The organism is Lysinibacillus sp. UBA6686 (assembly GCF_002455205.1).
In the GTDB taxonomy this organism is placed as follows: domain Bacteria; phylum Bacillota; class Bacilli; order Bacillales_A; family Planococcaceae; genus Lysinibacillus; species Lysinibacillus pakistanensis.
In genome coordinates this window covers 50,613-68,591 of record NZ_DKJS01000022.1, presented here as the reverse complement: position 1 = coordinate 68,591, position 17,979 = coordinate 50,613, and the positions used below count along the sequence as shown (strand labels likewise).

The following is a 17,979-nucleotide window of genomic DNA, read 5'->3' as shown; positions in this document are numbered from 1 at the left end:
TGACCGATTAGTCATTAGTATAAATAATTGAATTTAGTTAGTCAATAAAGGGTAGGTGTGAAGGTGAAAGGTTTAGTTAATTTCGTATTGAAAAACAAATTGGCAGTATGGTTACTAACAATTATCATCACTGTCTCTGGTATTTATTCGGGAACACGAATGAAAATGGAATCCATTCCTGATATTTCGATTCCATACTTAATTGTGATGGGTGTCTATCCTGGCGCAACTCCTGAACAAGTTATGAATGAGCTTTCCATACCATTTGAAAAATCTGTAGAAAGCTTAGAAGATGTAAAAGCCGTTTATTCAACATCCTCATCCAACGTATCACAAGTTCAAGTTGAATACGACTATGGAATTGATATGGATGAGAAAAAACGACAATTAGAATCAGCTTTAGATGATGTAAAGCTACCTGAGGGTGCAGAAAAACCGACAATTATGGCCATTAGCATGAATATGATGCCTGTTGTTGCATTATCAGTTAGTAGCTCTAAGGAAGATATTGTTGATTTAACATCAACAGTAGAAGACATTCTCCTTCCTAAAATCGAAAAAATTGATGGTGTTGCATCTGCAACCATTACTGGTCAGCACATTAACCAAATCTCATTTAAATATGATGAGGAGAAAATGGCTGCGCTCGGTTTAACAGAAGATACCGTCAAACAAATGATTCAAGCTAGTGATATGTCACTTTCACTTGGTTTATATCAATTTACTGTTGGTGAACAAGCTGTTTCCGTTGATGGTAAAGTAAAATCTGTAGATGAATTAAAAGACTTATTAATTCCAGTCACACCTTCAGCTACAAACCCTTCCCCATTCGTTCGCTTAGGCGATATTGCAAAGATTGAGGTAGAGGGTAAGGTGCAATCTGTATCACGCACAAATGGTAAAGATGCAATTGCCATACAAATAGTGAAGGGTCAAGATGCAAATACGGTGACAGTCGTAAATGCAGTAAAAGACCTAATTAAGGATGAAGAAAAATTAATTGATGGCTTAAAGGTTGATATTTCGTTAGACCAAGGTGCCCCAATTGAAGATTCAGTCTTTACTATGATAGAAAAAGCTGTCTTTGGTGGCGCAATTGCCGTTTTAATTATTTTACTGTTCTTACGAGATTTCAAATCTACGATTATTTCAATAATCTCTATTCCAGTTTCTATCTTTATGGCATTGCTATTATTAAACTGGATGGATATTACATTAAATATTATGACTCTTGGTGCGATAACCGTAGCGATTGGTCGGGTTATTGATGATTCCATTGTAGTAGTTGAAAATATTTATCGACGTATTCATTTAAAAGAAGAAAAAGTAACAGGTCGCGCTCTCATTCGTGAAGCGACTATCGAAATGTTCAAACCAATTCTTTCTTCAACCTTAGTAACGGTAGCAGTATTTGCTCCACTTATATTTGTAGGCGGTATGGTTGGTGAATTATTCATGCCGTTTGCATTAACAATGTCATTTGCCTTAGGGGCATCATTATTAGTGGCGATTACCATTGTTCCAGCTTTATCGCACTTCCTGTTCCGTAAAAAACTGTATGGTGAGAAAAAAGAAAGTCAGCATAAGGAAGTTGGTAAACTAGCTACTTGGTATAGAGGTGTGCTTGAAAAAGCATTAAACCATAAAATCATCACTTCTGTAATCGCTATTTTACTGCTAGTTGGTTCTCTTGCCTTAACACCATTGATTGGCTTTAGTTTCATGGGCTCACAGGAAGAAAAGGTCATGTACCTAACTTACACACCTGGAACTGGCGAGCTAATGGATGAAACAGAAACAAATGTTGCTAAAGTAGAAAAAGAATTAATGAAACGAAAAGATATTGATATTTTACAAGTCTCTATCAATGATCCGCAAAATGTTGATCCTTCTGCTATGATGATGGGCGGCGGTGCAGGCGGTGCATTAATGTACCTCATCTTTGATAAAGATATGGAGGACTTCCCTAAAGCTCGTGAAGAAGTAGAAGACTATGTATTTAACATCGGTCAATCTGGAGAATGGAAATCTCAAAACTTCTCTTCTATGTCGATGTCTTCAAACGAAGTTAGCTATACGTTATATAGTGAAGATTTAGATAAGCTTCGAGATGCAGTGAAACAAGTTGAAGGTGCATTAAAAGAAGTGGATGGTTTAGAGGACATTAAATCTGACAACGAAGATCCATATGTTGAGCATGTCCTAAAGGTAGAGCAGAAGAATGTTTTACAATACGGTTTAACGACGGCTCAAATCGTCATGGCATTGAGCAACAATACTTCTAAAGAAGTGTTAACATCCGTAAGATATAATGGTGAAGATATTGATGTAATTGTGCAACGTGACGCAAAAGCAGCTGCTCTATCTATCGATGATGTATTAGCTACTGAGGTTAAAACAGCCTTAGGTACAACTATGACTATTGGTGAACTAGTAGATGTAGAGAAAGGCACTACGCTTAACTCATTATCTCGCTCAAAAGGTGAATATTTCGCTACAGTTTCTGGTACGGTTATCGACGAAGATATCTCAAAGGCTACTTCAGCTGCAGATAAAAAAATCGATAAATTAGATTTACCTAAAGGTGTAACAACTGGTGTATCAGGTGTAGCTGCCGATATGCAAGAAACATTTACAAAGCTAGGTATTGCTATGTTAGCTGCCATCGCTATCGTTTACTTTATCTTAGTAGTAACATTTGGTGAAGGTTTAGCTCCATTTGCTATTCTGTTCTCACTTCCATTTGCAGTAATTGGCGCGTTTGTTGGCCTATTTGTAACAAATCAAACAATTTCTGTTTCGGTTATGATGGGCTTATTAATGCTCATTGGTATCGTTGTTACTAATGCTATCGTATTAGTAGACAGAATAATTCATATGGAACGTGACGGACTTGTTATGCGTGAGGCAATCTTAGAGGCTGGTGCAACGCGTTTAAGACCAATTCTAATGACTGCTATTGCAACAATTGGTGCGATGATTCCAATGGCACTTGGTACTGGTGGTAGTGGGTTAATCTCAAAAGATTTAGCAATTACCGTTATCGGTGGTTTACTATCTTCCACATTATTAACATTAGTTGTAGTACCAATCGTATATGAAATGCTATCAAAAATGTTAAAGAAAAACCGAAAAGATATTGAGGAAAATTAATAAAGTGAAACTTCAATCAATGGGGATTTTCCTCATCCCCATTGATTGTTAGTTGAACCAATCGGGCTTTTACGGGCAGTTTATCTCCCACTTATATTTTTTTGCTTCACTTAAATCTTTGTCTTACTGCCCGTTTATGCGGGATAAAAACAGCCACTCATGCGATTATCGCGTGAGTGGCTGTTTTATTCATCATAAAATAATTATTGATCTTCTTTCACCACAAAAGCTTCTTTGCTTTCCACCCCTGTAGCAGATACAGCTGTAATGCCGTATGTGTAGCTACGCTTAGCTAGAGCTGTCTTGTCCACAAATTCAGTGATGCCATTCTTATTATAAATTACATCTACTATATTTTGAGGATCATTATAGGAACCTTCTCCATTCCCTGCAAAACGATAAATGACATACTTGCGTGGTTGCGTTTTATTTTCGTCAATTATTTTAATCTTGCGACCATCTGCTTCCTTTGTCACTTGTACAAAAGTCGGCTCATTTGGCACTGTATCATCAAGCCAAGGTGTATCTGGTGTCAGAGCTGTGTAATTATATAGTTGCTGATTTACAATCGTTGCATAACCCAGTTTATTGTTTTGAATACTTCTTAAGGAGAAGTGCATTTGACCCTTGGCTGCTACCTGCTCCGAACGATTCGCCATAATTTGGTTAGGTAGCTCCATCTTATTTTTCCAAGCCCCATCACTGTCATTCCCTACTTTATAGTCAGCTAGACCAATATACAACTGAACAGGATGTGTCTGTGCATAGGTTTGTACTTCGTGGCTCCACCAATCCAGTAACGTACCATATTTGGCTACAGCTAATGTTCTTGACCAATAAATTTGTGGTGTAATGTAATCAATCGTACCATTTTGAATCCATGTTCTGACATCTGCAAATAAATCATCATAATTATTGACACCAGCTCGTGTATCGCTTCCTGTTTTATCCAGGGATTTATTGCGCCATACACCAAATGGTGAAATACCATATTGAACATATGGCTTTGTGTCTTTAATGGCTGTGTAAATTTTTTCTACAAGCTGGTTGACATTGTCTCGTCGCCAATCTTCCACCTTTTTAAAGGAAGCACCATATTTTTTGTAAGCTGCTTGATCTGGAAAGGCTTCATTAGCAATTTTGTATGGATAAAAATAATCATCCATATGGATTGCATCAATATCATAATTAGCTACTAGCTCTTTTACGATATCAACTAAATAGTTTTGTACTTCTGGTAAACCAGGATTTAAATAATACTGCTTGCCATATTTAACAACCCAGTTTGGATTTGTTCTTGCCACATTATCGGCAGCAAGGTCTGTCAGTTTTTGTCCTGGCATTGTTACACGATAGGGGTTCATCCATGCATGTAGCTCCATACCTCGTTTATGTGCCTCCTCTACCATAATCGTAAGAGGATCGTAACTAGGATTTGTGCCTTGCTTTTTCCCTGTTATGTAGGACGACCACGGTGCTAGATCAGACGCATACATTGCATCATTTGTTGGTCTTACTTGATAAATAACAGTATTCATTTTATTGGCTTTTAATTTGTCCAATGTTTGACGTGTCCAAGTCGTGTATTGCTCCTTAGTCATGCCTGCTTTCATATCAATATTTTGAACCGTTGAAATCCAGACTGCCCGCATTTCCCTTTTTGGCTGTGTCGTATTAGCTAGCGCTGTCTTTGCAGGGATTGTCGGTAGGCATAACATAAAAATCATTGCGACTAAAGTGATAAGTTTCCATTTACTATTTTTCTTGCTCATATTTCCTCCATATCCTATTTTTCTAGTTTTGTATATGATAAGTGCTCGCTATATGTACCTCTACGAAGCTACTTCACCCAATGATTGAAATGCAGTATAAGTAATCTCTTTTTTATGAAAGCATCAAAAATTTTTCTAAGAAAGCAGGATGATTACAGAGTCTCTCCTCTCGTTGACGTTCATTTGTTATTTTATCAAATGCTCTAGTTAATTCCAACCAAAATATGTATCTATTAAAATATGAAAAACTGCCGAAAAAGCATATACTTGCTTTCTTGGCAGCTTCTTATTTTTCCATCATTCCCAATGGCGGACGTGTGATAGATTCATCTGTACTTTATTGCATTGGAATATTCAGTTCAATATTTTTTCCAATAGGATTGAAGTAATAGTTTAAATATATTTTTGCTTTGCCATCATAATTTTCAAAGTTCTCTGTCGCATATAGGTACTGCTCATCATCCGAGAAAGAGCCACTTGTGTATTTTAACTTCGAGCCATCTGCTTTTACAGCATTATTTAGAAACGAATGTCGCGTCCCATCATCCCATTTCTTTGCAGCAACTGCTACACCTTGCTCCGTGACAGAAATATCCCAATCCAAATAATCAGGCTTTGTGAGTACTTCTTTTGTGCCAAAATCAACTTCGATAAAATCTTCGCCCTTTGGCACGGCATGAACAGCTCCAATTAATATTTTGAGTGAATCTGAATCATGGAAATAATTACTTTGTAAATTTAGTGTGAATTTACCTTCACGAATATTTCTGCCTTCAAACATAGCATTTTTAACGACTTCTTCTCTTCGCTCCCCATTTTCCATCTCGACCGCAATATTTTCAAGCGATAAAATTTGCATCGTATTCGCTCCGTCTACTTCGATATCGATTGCCATTTTTAATGGAGAACGGCGAATTTGTGTAATCGTAAATTTTTGACCATTGACATCTACTGTACGATTCGCAGTAATAATTTTTTCCTTTGCGATTTCGTTTTGTAGTGAAAACGGTATCGTAATTTCAATGTTCCCCTTATCTTTTTCATAGAAATGAAAAACCACTTTAAAATTCTTTGAAGTATAAGCGAAAGGCTCTGAAAAACTATAATTTACTGAAGAAGAGAAGCGCGTTTGACTTGATTGATTGTTTGTAAATGAACCCCCGCCTTTAATTTCTTCGTCTCCTTGGAACAATTGAACTTTCTCCAAGTGTAATTTCGACATATCAAATGTTGCATCGGCGTCATAGTAAAGTACTAATCCCGTATTATCTGCAATCACGCCTTGTAGTGTAAGTGATAGGCCATTTTTAGACTGCTTCACATTGATTTCTTCATAGTAGTCACTATCCACAATATCTTTTATCCCTTTATCTCTTCCAACCGCTAATACAAGTGCTTCAAAGCCAGGTATTTTTGCAATATGGCTAGCAATCGTAGGGGAAACACGAATTGAAAATAAAAGGCTTAGGCAAAACAAAGAGGCTATTGCAACCGAAACAATGCGCTTCTTAGCTCTTTTTTCTCGTTGAACTTTACGAAACATATCTATCCTTATTTGTTGAAGTTCCTCCTTTGGAACGTCAATCGGTAGTTTACTCATAGCCAGTCCTCCTTTTCTCCAGCGAAGTTTCTAAGCTTCTTTAATATGTGATGAAGCTTAGATTTTACAGTACCCTCTGGAATTTGATTTAGCTCAGCAATTTCTTTGTTTTTTAGTTGCTGAAAATATTTCATATAGACGAGTTGCTGCTCCGACAAGGATAATTGCTCCAATAATCGCTCCATATCAGAGTAGATGACCCATTGAACTTGGTGATGTTCCTTAATTGGAACGGTTGCTTGGCGTTTTCGTAAATGGTCTTTACAACAATTGATTAAGACGCGCACGAGCCATGTTCTGACATATTCGTGCTGTTTAACGGTATGCATTTTTTTTAGTGCCTTGTACACCAGGTCCTGCATCACGTCTAGAGCATCTTGTTCATTTTTTAGATATGTAAAAGCCATACGAAATAAAATTTCTTCATCCATTTCAATAAGAGAAAGTATCGCTTGATGATCCCCACGAATAGCACGCTGCACGATTTCAAATTCCATCCTTTTCGCCTCCTTCCTCCATTAGACGGAGCGATTTTTCATTTCGTTCAAAAATTTTAAAATTATTTATAAATCCCTTTTATGCTTTATTTTATTAAATCCCAACATAAAAACTATAAGAACTTCTGGATATACCTATAAGCTGTATCTTTGATTTTTTTATCAGAAATACTGCTATTTATTTTCCAGAGCCGATTGAATATATGTTGACTAGGGAACTAAGTGCAGAGATTTTCTATGTATTGATCTAACCCGTTCGCTTTTGCTGTTTCAACAAGAATTAAACAGGTAGTTGTCCTAAAATTATCTAGTAGCTTTTGGGGAATTATAGGTGGTAGCTTGGGAGATTTTTTGGATTTGTCTTACTTTTTAGCCAAACCATTTCATTTTTTAGGTTCATCGCTCGTACAATATGCTATTGCTTGGTATATTACATTAACAACACAATTAGGCATGACATGATGACATTGGCTACTCTTTTGTTTGGAGGCTGTACGTTTGTCCACGGTATATACTAGACTTTGGGCTATATCTAGTCTTTATGGGGTAACAGGCTTGGCAATGCCTATCTTTAATACGCCCGCTACTGGTTTACTTCAAGAAAAAATTGAAGGAAAATTTTTGGGAGAGTTTTCGGTGTACTTGGATTAATTTCTACCTCTATGATGCTATTAGAAATACTGATATTTTCGCTATTGAATGGTTATAAAAAACAGGTTTGTGCTATTTTTTTGATATTAAGAAAGCCTTGCTGTTATGCAGGGCTTTTTCGTCTATAACCATTTCTCGATACAATAAATTTTTTGTGCATTAGCATCTAGCCTTACTTTTTTCCCAATGGCAATTGGATGTATAGGATGTGTATGACAAATATCAACCTCCGCTAAAATAGGAATGTTCATACCATCTAATTGCTCAAGCAATACCTCATATGGTTTACGCATACTCCCTAAATCCTCATAACATTCATGCTTGCCTAAAATAATGCCACTTATTTTTTCAAATACTCCATGCAATTTTAGCATCGCAAAGTTTTTCTCCACAATGGCTATATTTTTACTACTATCTTCAATTAATAAAATATCCCCATCATCAATTTTTGGGAAATAAGGTGTCCCAATAAATCCATACATTGCATTTAAGTTACCACCTATTAGTCTACCTTCCGCAACGCCTTCTTGAACCGTCAGCCATTTATTTTGATACAACTTTTTTTCCACAGTCTTTTCTAGCCAATTAATAGGTTCATCTGACCAATATGAAGGCATCATTATTTCATAAGGTAATACCTGAGGTTTAAGGAAATAATTTTCAAAAAACTGATATGTGTCATTGACTAATGGCTCAAACTCACCAAAAGAAGGAACTAGGGCTGGTCCATAATAGGTGGTAATTCCTGTTTTTGCGTACAGTGCTAGTAAAAGAGCTGTTACATCAGAATAGCCAACAACGATTTTTGGATTGCTTTTAAATGCCTCATAGTCGATGTACGGCAGCATACTATTTGAATTTGTACCACCTATTGTTGACATGATGATATGGACATTGGGATTCCGTAGCAACTCATTAAATTCTGCAGCACGCTCTTTAGGGGTGCCTGAGCGATAAAAATCAGATTTGCCAGTCAGATTTCCATCAATTATGTTTATATTTCTTTGTTCAAGAAACGCTTTTGCTCGCTGAAAACGGGTAAATGCACGAACAGAAGCAGGTGATGAAGGTGAAAAGATACCGATGTTAATAGGACTGCTATTGTTTACTAAATTCATATAGTCTCTCCTTTCATTTTATTATAATTTTTCGTTGGACCTATTTTCTCTTAGTGCCAATTAACAAGGTGATTTGCGCCATGGTAAATGGTAATGAAGATTTTTTTCGATACGCTACATATTTCGGTACCCAAAAATCAGCATATTTTAATTTAAAGTTTTTTAATCCTTTAAAATGATAGAAGTGCTGTCCATGTAAAAATATTTGCGCAGCTATTTTTTCACTTAAAAAGGAGTATCTAGACTGTCCGACATTTGATAAAGGCGACATCCCCATGTTAAAGACCCGATAACCTTCTGCTTTTGCCCATTCAAATAATGAAAGGAAAATGAAATCCATTGTCCCGGATGGTGAACCTGGTTTAAAACGCATAAGATCTACTGAAACTCTTTCGCCATTATCGTACATCGGCATGATACTAGCAAAGCCAAACGTTCCTTCTGCGCCACGTAAAACGGCAATGTTTGAGGTGCTTAAATAGTGTTCATCAAAAAAACCAAGTGAAAAACCCTTTTCTGCCCTACCCTGCAACCATTTTGTTGACACCTCTTGCAGATCTTTCATAATTTCCTGAGAATAAGGTGGGCTTAGTATTTCCACTATATAATTTTCTCGTTCAAATTTATTTTTTATCGCCCGACTTCCCTTCATCTCTTTACCTGAAAATGTAAACTTCTCTAAATCTACAAAGGCTTCCTCGCCGAGCTTAAAAAAGCTATACCCATACTCGTGTAAAGCAGAAAAAATTTTATTGTTAATTTCATAAAAGACTGGTGTATAACCATGCTTATCGGCCAATTCCAAAAACTCTTGGATAGCGGGTAAAAAATCAGACTCATTTCCTACTGGGTCTCCAAGGACAATAATCTTATCCGCATATATTTGATAAGAGAATAAAACAGTACCCTTTTTATTCCAATGGACAAATTTATCATGTAAAAAAATTAAATGTGAATACTCGGTCCCTTTATAGGTTAGCAAATGGTTTTTGATAGCCTCCTCCTGCTCACTAGACAATAGTTTTTTCATTTTCTTAGGTGCACGAATAAAATAACCTATATAAAAAATAACAATGGCGATAAAAATGCCAATTAAAGCACTATAAAAAAGGTCTTGATAATCAGTGATCATATAGGCCTGCAGAGCACTAGGAAAATGAATTTTGGCAGAGGGTAAATTTACATAGCCAATCAACACATACATAGCAGTAATGACTATCACTATAGCAAGATCTAGTATGATGATTCCCCATGTCAATACATAGCTTTCCCGATAAAATTGCTTTTTGGACACCATTAATAACGCTGCGACAATCACTAAAAAAATTGCTTCCTCATAATCAAGGCCTTTAAAAATAGAAAACAGCGCTGAACTGCCTAGCACAACGATGGTTAGTTGATATGCCCTCTTTACTTTATATTTTATCCCCCTACATAAGCCTAAGAGAATAAAGCCTGCTGCCACCGTCATTTGATGAGAGACATTCATAATTGGTGAGGATAAAAATTCCTGAGCTATTTTTAGGCGACTTAAAACCCCTGGCAAGGCTGCAGATAGCAATAAAATAATGCCAGAGATAAACACCAATATTGTTAATAGCATATGGCTAATCTTCTGAAAAATTATATTAGGTAGGTTATCCCAAGATTGATTCCAGCGTATCCAATATTCTTTAATAAATAACAAAGAGGAAATCAAAAATGGTAGCACAAAGTAGCCAATACGGTACAAGATTAATAAAAACAACACTTTTTCATCAGCAATTCCAATGCTCTGTGTCCCCCATAAAAAAACGAGATCAAATGAGCCAACCCCACCAGGTATCATACTCACTATTCCTGCACTAGAAGCAATTAAAAATATGGGAATTAGCGCAGATAATTCTATTGGGATCTTCAAAATAAACGTTAAAATCCAGATTACTAAAAATACAGCAAGCCACTCAGCTACTGAAGTTACCATCAATTGAAGTGATATTTTTGGCTTTAGAGAACTTTTCTTTTTATAGCGAATAATATGCATAGCCAAAAATACTGGTACATATAGGCTAACAAGAATAACTGCAATCGATAACCATCGTTCTTCTTTCAGCAAAGGAAAATCCCAAAAGAATATATACATAATCCACGTTAGTAGAGAAATCCCTGTTAAATAAAACAGTGTTACCGAGGCAATATTTTTTAGCAAGCCTTCCTTATCCGCTTTATATTTGGAGTAGAAGTAATTACGCAAAAATATACCGACTAGACCACCAAAGCCAATAAGATTTGAAAAAGTATTGACGATAAACGAATGATTAAGCAATTTACATTTATTGATGTTGATTCCTAATATTTTCGCTAAAATTACATCATAAAAAATCATTGGTGTAATCGCAAAAAAGGTGATGAGAAAAATTAATAAAAGCTCCCATAGCTGTAGCTCATTCACTTCTTTTCGTAGTAAATGGATATCGACGCCACTCACTGATTGTTGAATTTCATAAATAGCTATCGCCAAAAGTACTATTGGAAATAGAATCTTCAAAAATTTCAATAGTGACTCTTTTCGAACGTTAAACATATGCCAAACCTACTCCCCATAAGCTTTCTTAAATTTTTAAATTACCGACCAGTTCTAATTTTGAAGGTAAATGACTATTTCCCTATTGTAACGTATTCTTTGCTATATGTATCGTCAAAGCAAGGGACTACTATTCACACGAATCTTCTCAGCCAAAATAAAAGTTCATTTTCACTCCTCTATATTATAGAGAAGTAAAAATGAACCTATTTAAAATTTTCAACCATTTTTTCTTAATTCATAAACAGCTTGTTCATGTCCAAATCTCTCCAATATCTGAACCTTGTGCATTCCTACTTTTTCAAGTAAGCGACAGGACGCGATGTTTGCTGTTTGTGTTTCTGCTACTAGGTACGGCAAATTTAGAACATTCAATCCATAATCTATAACATTTGTTAGTACCTCATATGCATACCCTTGCCCCCAATACTGTGGTAAAAATTGATATGAAAGCTCATATGCCTCTTTATCATGATATTCATCAATTGAGACAAGTCCTATAAATTCATCCGTTGCCTTTAACGAAATATAAAGATATGTATTGGGAGATGGGGCTTCTAGCATTCCTCTAAATGAAGCTTCGATATAGCTTTCTTTTGGGACGCCTCCCAGATAGGCTCTGACATTTACATCTGAGTAGAGCGCATTTATAGCATAATAGTGTTCCAGCTTTAAATGCTCAATTGTACAGTTTTTTGTCAACCTTTTCATTTCATAATCTCCTTGTTTTTATCAAAGTTTAATACAACAATCAAAGGGAAATCAATCAATATTTAACAAAATTCAGGGAATAAGCATTTAAATATAATACCGATGAATAGGACGTCCTACACTTCCATATTGGATATCTACTTTTAATAGATTTTGCTTTTCCAAAAAGTCTAGATAGCGTCGCGCTGTAACTCTTGCTGTACCTATATAAGTTGATACCTCCTCAGCAGATACCGCCCCACCACTTTCTTGAATATATGCAAGCACCTTATCTAAGGTAGCTCGATTAAACCCTTTTGGTAGCTCTTCTATAAGAATAGCATCCTTTCCTCTTGAAACCGCAACTTGCTCTGGAAGACGTTGCTGCATTAAATGATCGACATCATGTTGGGTTAAATCCTGCATACCGCTTATTTTCTTTCTATAGTTTTGATAATTTTTCAAAGTCTGCTCAATTCTCTCAAACGTAAAAGGCTTCATAATATAATCATAAACACCTAGGTGTAAAATACGCTGCACAGTGGGCATATCATTTGCAGCAGTTACAGCGATTACATCAACAGGAAGATGCTCCTCTCGGATTTTCCCTAACGTAATAATACCATCTTGCTCTGGCATAAAAATATCCATAAAGACAAGCTGTGGGGTTAATTGCCTAATCTTTTGAATTCCCTCAACACCATTGCTAGCATAGCCGATTAATGAAAAACCCTTGATTTGCTCAATAAATTGTCTGTTCACTTCTCGTACCATTGGATCATCTTCAATTAGTAAGACATTTATTACATCCATCTATTCTTCTCCTAACTCAAATAAGATTAAGAAACTTGTTCCTTTCATAAATTCACTCACTACTTCAATATCTCCATTGCCTTTTCTTACAATTTCAAAGATTAAATGCAAGCCAATGCCCCGGTTCTCACTAGCCTTTGTCGAAAATCCATTTTCAAACATACGAGCCTGCACCTCTTTGGACATTCCGATTCCATTATCAGAAACGCCTATTGCTAATACACCATCATGCTCATCTACAGAGATAGCTACATACTTATCATCCTTTGAAAGGACATTTAAAGCCTCAAAGGCATTTTCGATTAAATTTCCGAGTAAAACAACAAAATCATGATGATCTAAAAGAGGTGGAAAGCGTTTAAAATGACTTTTTCGGTCAATTTCAACCTCAATCCCTAGTTCTTTGCCATAGCTTACCTTACTCAATAATAAACCTGAAATATTTTCATTATGAAAACGTTCATTCAAAAACTTCGTTAAAGATGCTTCATTTTCGGTAGTGGCTGTTACATATTCAAGAGCTTGCTTTGTATGTCCCAATTGCAGCAGTCCTGCAATCGTATGAAGCTTATTTTTATGCTCATGGGTTTGTACACGTAATGCTTGAACAAAGGCTTTTACACCTGTTACCTCCTCCGCAAGCTTTTTCACGGCTGTTAAATCCTTAAACATGGCAACTGCACCGACTAGCTCATTATTCACAATAATTGGTACACGATTACTTAAAATACTATGATGATTAATGTAAAGCTCCTGATTATAAACAGGTGTTGCCGTTTCAACAATTTCAGGCAGACGAGTATCAGGCAAAACATCATAAATCTTTTGACCAATACAGTCCTCTATATTCCTAGTGACGCCTAATATGTCAGCCGCTTTTTCATTAAAAATGGTGATATTCATTTCCTTATCAACGGCTATTATTCCCTCATGCATTGCATTAAAGGTTTCTGTTCTTTCCACATACATCTTTGCAATTTCATGAGGTTCAAGCCCAAACATTTGTTTTTTTATATGTCGTCCAAGTGTATAGGCGCCCAAAATACTGAAAATCAACGAAATAACAATCGTAATAAAAATTTCTCGCTCATAACTTTGCAGCATTTCTAGCAGCGTTGGTAATGAATAGCCAACTACTACAATGCCCACTTGTTCTTTTTTGTCATTGATAATCGGAACAAATGCCCGTATCATGACACCCGATTCTCCACGTGCCTTCGATACATAATAATGCTCACTAAATGCTGCATTCAAATCCTGCGACTCACTTCGCCGCCCTAATTCTTTACTTACTGGATGGGATAGTTTAATGCGGTCCATATTCATTACAACAATGTACTCTGCCTTATTGATGACCCTAATCCCATCTACAATTTTATTAATATTTTTGGCAGCTTCTTTCATATTGTCATTTTTCAAATGTACACTTAGCTCTGGTACATTTGATACAGTTCGTGCAACAAGCATAGCACGCTGACCAAAATCTTTTTCTTGCTCAGATAATAAGTTACCGAGTACAAAAATACCACCTAGTAAAAAGGAGAGTGCAATGATTAAAAATGTCACTAACAGTATCTTGCCGTTTACAGGCATTTTCATCATTAAAAATTCCTTCCTTTCCAATCTGTATTCTCATAATCAGTAGCACACCATATTCATGATATGTTTTTAAGATTATCTGTAATAAATTCTTTTGACAACACCTTTAGTCGACATAAGTAGGAGAAAATATTGAACTTAATGAACAATATTACAAAAAAATGATACAAAACAAGTTTTATTATCACTTTTTGCTTTTGTATTATAACAATAATTAATTAACACTAGCGTACCATAACAGTGAAAGATATTGAAAATACTACATTTACATGGGAATACAAGCAAATGTACTTAATGAACGATATGTTTCTTATTTTCTAAATCTCTTTTTTTAAAAAGTATTCGCTATGATATTTCTAGTGAAAACGATATCAAAAAGAAAATTTAGAAAAGAGGTAGCGTAAAATGAAATTACTGAAAAATTTGACTGTTCAGGTTATAGCAGCTATCATCCTTGGAATTATTGTAGGGGCAATTTTCCCTGAGTTCGGTGCCAGCTTAAAAATCCTAGCAGATCTATTCATTAAATTGATTAAAATGTTAATCGCTCCAATTATCTTCTTAACAGTAGTTATTGGAATCGGCAGTATGGGAGATATGAAAAAGGTAGGGAAAATTGGAGGGAAGGCATTACTTTACTTCGAAATAGTATCTACAATTGCCCTAGCAATCGGAATTGCTGTTGCCTTAATTGTAAGTCCTGGTACAGGTTTAGATACATCAGGTGCATCTGAAGCTGATATTTCCAAATATACAACTGCTGCGGCTGAAACTGAGCAAGGCTTAGGTGCATTCATTTCAAGTATTATTCCAGAAAATGTAGTAGGTGCACTGGCAACTGGTCAACTATTACCTGTTTTATTCTCTGCTATTTTATTTGGTTTAGCTGCTGCTTCAATTGGTGCACCCGCAAAACCAGTAATCTCATTCTTTGAGCAAGTGGCAGAGATTTTCTTCAAAATTGTAAGTATGGTCATGAAAATATCACCAATCGGAGCTTTTGGTGCAATGGCCTATACGATTGGTAACTTCGGTTTAAAGTCACTAGGTAATCTAGGTTTATTAATGGCTGCTGTGTATATTACAATGTTTTTATTTGTTGTCTTTATTTTAGGAGCCATTGCAAAATTCTTTGGATTTAATATCTTTAAATTTATCGCATATATCAAAGATGAGATTTTCTTAGTTATCGGTACATCCTCCTCTGAATCAGCTTTACCATCTATGATGCGAAAGCTTGAAAATTTCGGTTGCTCGAAGCAGGTTGTAGGTTTAGTTGTTCCTACTGGGTATTCCTTCAATCTTGACGGAACTTCCATCTACCTATCAATGGCTGCATTGTTTATTGCACAAGCATATGGAATGGAACTCACTTGGATACAAATCATTACACTACTTGGAATTTTAATGATTACTTCTAAGGGGGCAGCTGGTGTAACAGGATCAGGATTTATCACATTAGCAGCAACTTTAGCTGCGTTCCCAATGATTCCTGTGGAAGGAATAGCACTTTTAATCGGTGTTGATCGTTTTATGTCTGAGGCTCGTGCTGTAACAAATTTAATTGGTAATGGTGTAGCTTGTGTTGTAGTGTCCAAATCTGAAAAAGAGTTTGATGTAACTATGCAAGAACGTGCACTTCAAGGAAAAGCCTCTATTGTATCCTAAGAAAAAAAGGGTAGTGATGACAGCCATAGCTGTGTCACTATCCTCTTTATTTTCCATATTGTTCGAGTAAAAGCTGTGTGCTTGTAGATTGTTCAAGTGCTTTCTTCTCTTTAGCCCAGTATATTAAATATTGCTGGTCCCCCACACGAAAAACCATTTGCTGGAGCTCTTCACTTAGCTCGGAGCTTATTGCTACCTTTAAAATGTCTACCTCATATAGCGGTTTATCTTTTATATTGTAAACAATCCGATAGGCTGGTTTCTCTTCAAAGATAGCCCTTTCTTTTTTGCTCAAATTCCTAACATGACTTAGCGGATATTTTTCGTGTTTGGTAGCTGCATCCTCACCTGTTAAGCGAATGATAGATTGCTCTCCTTTAAAAAGCTCAATGCTATCTATTTGTGCTGCCTGATCCAAAATGGCTGAAATGGCTGCTTCCTTATTTTTTTCTTGAAACTGCATGGTAAACGCAATAATTAGTATAATTGCTCCGAAAATGACTAATCTCCATCTACGTTTGTTCATTGGACACTACCCATTTAATGCCTTTTTCACAAAGCGGTTAATATCTACATCAGCCCCAATAACAAGCATAATATCCCCAAGTAAAATTTTGTCACTAGCCTGTGGTGAGACAATTATATCTGGGCCACGCTTGATGCCAACAATGTTAATACCGTATTTTGCACGAATATCTAAATCCATAATGGAGTAGCCTGCAATTGCATCATTTGCCTTTAACTCCATAATCGAGTGTTCATCCGAAAGCTCTAAATAATCAAGAACTGTATTAGATAGCATATTATTGGCAATCCGTATCCCCATATCACGCTCAGGGTGAACAACAAAATCAGCACCAATTTTGCGTAGCACCTTTTCATGATAATCATTTTGAGCCTTGACTGTAATTTGCTGCACACCAATTTCCTTTAAAATAATAGTTGTTAAAATACTGGCTTGAATATCTTCACCAATTGCAACAATTACATGCTCAAAATTTCGAATACCTAATGAATTTAGGACCGATTCATCTGTCGAATCCGCGATAACAGCCTGAGTGGCGATGGAAGCAAATTCATCCACACGCTCCGAGGAATGATCAATCGCCATAACCTGTGCACCCTGACTCATTAACTCGCGAACAATACTCCCTCCAAAACGCCCAAGTCCAATGACAGCAAACTCTTTTTTCATCATAAAAATCCCTCCGAAAACTACTATAACATTATTGTAACGTATTCTTGGTTATATGTATCGTCAAAGAAGATTTCAATTCGGCAACATTGGAGGTGTTTGGTTGAAGTTGAAAATGCTAAAGATTATTTTTAATTGATTTATGCTCAGGGAACTTCGTGCTTTAATCAGGTTGGCGCTCTTTTTGATCAGCTTCAGCTCTTTTTCGCTCCGGTTTTCCCATTTTTTGATCAGCTTCACCCCTTTTCCGCTCCGATCTACACTCTTTCTGATCAGCTCCGGCTCTTTTTCGCTCCGGTCTACCCATTTTTTGATCAGCTCCACCCTTTTTTCGGTCCACACTCTTTCTGATCAGCTCAGCTCTTTTTCGCTCTGGTCTACTCACCTTTTGATCAGCTTCAGCTCTTTTTCGCTCTGGGCTACCCACTTTCTGATCAGCTCCGGCTCTTTTCCGCTCCGGTCCACCCACTTTCTGATCAGCTTCACCCTTTTTTCGCTCCAGTCTACACTTTTTCTGATCAGCTCCGGCTCTTTTTCGCTCCGGTCTACTCACCTTTTGATCAGCTTCAGCTCTTTTTCGCTCTGGTCTACCCACTTTCTGATCAGCTCCAGCTCTTTTCCGCTCCGGTCCACCCACTTTTTGATCAGCTTCAGCTCTTT

The 17,979-nt window shown here is 36.4% G+C and carries 14 protein-coding genes; 3 read left to right on the top strand and 11 right to left on the bottom strand.

Annotated elements, in window-relative coordinates:
• Positions 1–63: 63 nt before the first annotated feature.
• The gene (locus B2R82_RS05620) at positions 64–3,153 is read left to right on the top strand and encodes an efflux RND transporter permease subunit (RefSeq protein ID WP_286923934.1); all 3,090 of its coding nucleotides are present in this window, start codon (positions 64–66) and stop codon (positions 3,151–3,153) included.
• Positions 3,154–3,356: 203 nt separating this feature from the next.
• Here B2R82_RS05620 and B2R82_RS05615 read toward each other — a convergent pair whose 3' ends face one another.
• The 3 genes from B2R82_RS05615 to B2R82_RS05605 form a co-directional block, all read right to left on the bottom strand.
• On the bottom strand, positions 3,357–4,925 hold the full coding sequence (locus B2R82_RS05615; RefSeq protein WP_286923933.1) for a glycoside hydrolase family 10 protein: 1,569 nt from the start codon (positions 4,923–4,925) through the stop codon (positions 3,357–3,359).
• A gap of 337 nt (positions 4,926–5,262) precedes the next feature.
• Complete coding sequence (locus B2R82_RS05610; protein ID WP_286923932.1) at positions 5,263–6,525, bottom strand: DUF4179 domain-containing protein; 1,263 nt, start codon at positions 6,523–6,525, stop codon at positions 5,263–5,265.
• Complete coding sequence (locus tag B2R82_RS05605) at positions 6,522–7,022, bottom strand: sigma-70 family RNA polymerase sigma factor (protein ID WP_286923931.1); 501 nt, start codon at positions 7,020–7,022, stop codon at positions 6,522–6,524. Before B2R82_RS05605 ends, B2R82_RS05610 begins: the two co-directional genes overlap by 4 nt.
• A 498-nt stretch (positions 7,023–7,520) precedes the next feature.
• Between B2R82_RS05605 and B2R82_RS05600 the strand changes: the two genes are divergently transcribed.
• Complete coding sequence (locus tag B2R82_RS05600) at positions 7,521–7,673, top strand: hypothetical protein (protein ID WP_313373189.1); 153 nt, start codon at positions 7,521–7,523, stop codon at positions 7,671–7,673.
• Positions 7,674–7,795: 122 nt separating this feature from the next.
• Here B2R82_RS05600 and B2R82_RS05595 read toward each other — a convergent pair whose 3' ends face one another.
• The 5 genes from B2R82_RS05595 to B2R82_RS05575 all read right to left on the bottom strand — a co-directional run bounded on the left by B2R82_RS05595 (position 7,796) and on the right by B2R82_RS05575 (position 14,459).
• Positions 7,796–8,791, bottom strand: a complete 996-nt coding sequence (locus B2R82_RS05595) for a S66 family peptidase (RefSeq protein ID WP_286923930.1) — start codon at positions 8,789–8,791, stop codon at positions 7,796–7,798.
• Between the two features lie 40 nt (positions 8,792–8,831).
• The gene (mprF, locus tag B2R82_RS05590) at positions 8,832–11,354 is read right to left on the bottom strand and encodes a bifunctional lysylphosphatidylglycerol flippase/synthetase MprF (RefSeq protein ID WP_286923929.1); all 2,523 of its coding nucleotides are present in this window, start codon (positions 11,352–11,354) and stop codon (positions 8,832–8,834) included.
• A gap of 219 nt (positions 11,355–11,573) precedes the next feature.
• Complete coding sequence (locus B2R82_RS05585) at positions 11,574–12,065, bottom strand: GNAT family N-acetyltransferase (protein WP_286923928.1); 492 nt, start codon at positions 12,063–12,065, stop codon at positions 11,574–11,576.
• Positions 12,066–12,152: 87 nt separating this feature from the next.
• On the bottom strand, positions 12,153–12,857 hold the full coding sequence (locus B2R82_RS05580; RefSeq protein WP_286923927.1) for a response regulator: 705 nt from the start codon (positions 12,855–12,857) through the stop codon (positions 12,153–12,155).
• Positions 12,858–14,459 (bottom strand): ATP-binding protein, encoded by a 1,602-nt coding sequence (locus B2R82_RS05575; RefSeq protein WP_286923926.1) that lies wholly within the window; start codon positions 14,457–14,459, stop codon positions 12,858–12,860.
• A gap of 402 nt (positions 14,460–14,861) precedes the next feature.
• Between B2R82_RS05575 and B2R82_RS05570 the strand changes: the two genes are divergently transcribed.
• A complete protein-coding gene (locus B2R82_RS05570) occupies positions 14,862–16,124 on the top strand; it encodes a dicarboxylate/amino acid:cation symporter (RefSeq protein ID WP_286923925.1) in 1,263 nt (420 codons plus the stop codon).
• 46 nt (positions 16,125–16,170) lie between these two features.
• Here the strand turns inward: B2R82_RS05570 and B2R82_RS05565 are convergent, their stop codons facing one another.
• The 3 genes from B2R82_RS05565 to B2R82_RS05555 form a co-directional block, all read right to left on the bottom strand.
• Entirely contained in the window at positions 16,171–16,650 is a 480-nt protein-coding gene (locus B2R82_RS05565) for a hypothetical protein (protein WP_286923924.1), read from the bottom strand.
• 6 nt (positions 16,651–16,656) lie between these two features.
• Entirely contained in the window at positions 16,657–17,319 is a 663-nt protein-coding gene (locus B2R82_RS05560) for a potassium channel family protein (protein WP_054770830.1), read from the bottom strand.
• A gap of 163 nt (positions 17,320–17,482) precedes the next feature.
• Positions 17,483–17,979, bottom strand: a 497-nt coding sequence (locus B2R82_RS05555; protein WP_286923923.1) for a hypothetical protein, incomplete at its 5' end; no start/stop codon positions are given.

What these genes read in the sequence shown, in the direction of transcription:
- B2R82_RS05615 (WP_286923933.1), bottom strand. Translation starts at nt 4,925, where the DNA reads ATGAGCAAGAAAAATAGTAAATGGAAACTTATCACTTTAGTCGCAATG.
- B2R82_RS05610 (WP_286923932.1), bottom strand. Translation starts at nt 6,525, where the DNA reads ATGAGTAAACTACCGATTGACGTTCCAAAGGAGGAACTTCAACAAATA.
- B2R82_RS05605 (WP_286923931.1), bottom strand. Translation starts at nt 7,022, where the DNA reads ATGGAATTTGAAATCGTGCAGCGTGCTATTCGTGGGGATCATCAAGCG.
- B2R82_RS05595 (WP_286923930.1), bottom strand. Translation starts at nt 8,791, where the DNA reads ATGAATTTAGTAAACAATAGCAGTCCTATTAACATCGGTATCTTTTCA.
- mprF (WP_286923929.1), bottom strand. Translation starts at nt 11,354, where the DNA reads ATGTTTAACGTTCGAAAAGAGTCACTATTGAAATTTTTGAAGATTCTA.
- B2R82_RS05585 (WP_286923928.1), bottom strand. Translation starts at nt 12,065, where the DNA reads ATGAAAAGGTTGACAAAAAACTGTACAATTGAGCATTTAAAGCTGGAA.
- B2R82_RS05580 (WP_286923927.1), bottom strand. Translation starts at nt 12,857, where the DNA reads ATGGATGTAATAAATGTCTTACTAATTGAAGATGATCCAATGGTACGA.
- B2R82_RS05575 (WP_286923926.1), bottom strand. Translation starts at nt 14,459, where the DNA reads ATGATGAAAATGCCTGTAAACGGCAAGATACTGTTAGTGACATTTTTA.
- B2R82_RS05570 (WP_286923925.1), top strand. Translation starts at nt 14,862, where the DNA reads ATGAAATTACTGAAAAATTTGACTGTTCAGGTTATAGCAGCTATCATC.
- B2R82_RS05565 (WP_286923924.1), bottom strand. Translation starts at nt 16,650, where the DNA reads ATGAACAAACGTAGATGGAGATTAGTCATTTTCGGAGCAATTATACTA.
- B2R82_RS05560 (WP_054770830.1), bottom strand. Translation starts at nt 17,319, where the DNA reads ATGAAAAAAGAGTTTGCTGTCATTGGACTTGGGCGTTTTGGAGGGAGT.